Annotated in this window: 1 protein-coding gene; it reads right to left on the minus strand. The window is 65.7% G+C overall.

Annotation, left to right across the window (positions count from 1 at the left end):
- The coding region (locus tag PF66_RS31160; RefSeq protein WP_152973128.1) for an AMP-binding protein at positions 1 to 694 on the minus strand (694 nt) is incomplete at both ends.

Here is a 694-nt window from a genome sequence, read left to right on the forward strand (position 1 = left end):
ATCTTCACCTGGGCGTCATTGCGGCCCAGGTACTCCAGGTTGCCGTCGGCGCGCCAGCGCACCAGGTCGCCGGTGCGGTACAGGCGGGCATTCGGCCCGCTGTCGAATGGGTCGACCAGGAATTTTTCCCGGGTCAGTTCTTCCCGGTTCAGGTAACCCAGGGCCACGCCCTGTCCGCCGATATACAGCTCCCCTGCCACACCCACCGGCACCGGCTGGCCCTGGGCATCGAGCACGTACAGGCAGGTGTTGCCCACGGGGCGGCCAATCGGGATGCCCCCGTTGCCGACCGCGGTGATTTCGTAGGTCGCGGAGAAGGTCGTGGCTTCGGTCGGGCCGTAACCGTTGAGCAGATGCTCGGGGGCACTGTTTTCCAGTACCCGGGCGATCACCGCCGGGTCCAGTACGTCGCCGCCGACGATCAGGTAACGCAGCCGCGAGAATGCCTCACCCAGGCCCGAGGCATACTGATGGAACAACCCGGCGGTCATCCACAGCACCGTCACCGACTGTTCCAGCAGCAGGCGCTGGAAGTTCGCCGGGGACAGCAGGTCGTCCTGGCCGATCACCACCACGCAGCCGCCATTGAGCAGCGGCGCCCAGACATCCAGGGTACTGGCGTCGAAGGCCGGGTTGGAGGCGAAGGCCACTCGATCCCGTTCGTTGAAATCGGCGTAGCCGTTGTTGATCACCA

The sequence above is a fragment of the Pseudomonas asplenii genome (assembly GCF_001293465.1).
Taxonomy (GTDB): Bacteria; Pseudomonadota; Gammaproteobacteria; order Pseudomonadales; family Pseudomonadaceae; genus Aquipseudomonas; species Aquipseudomonas fuscovaginae_B.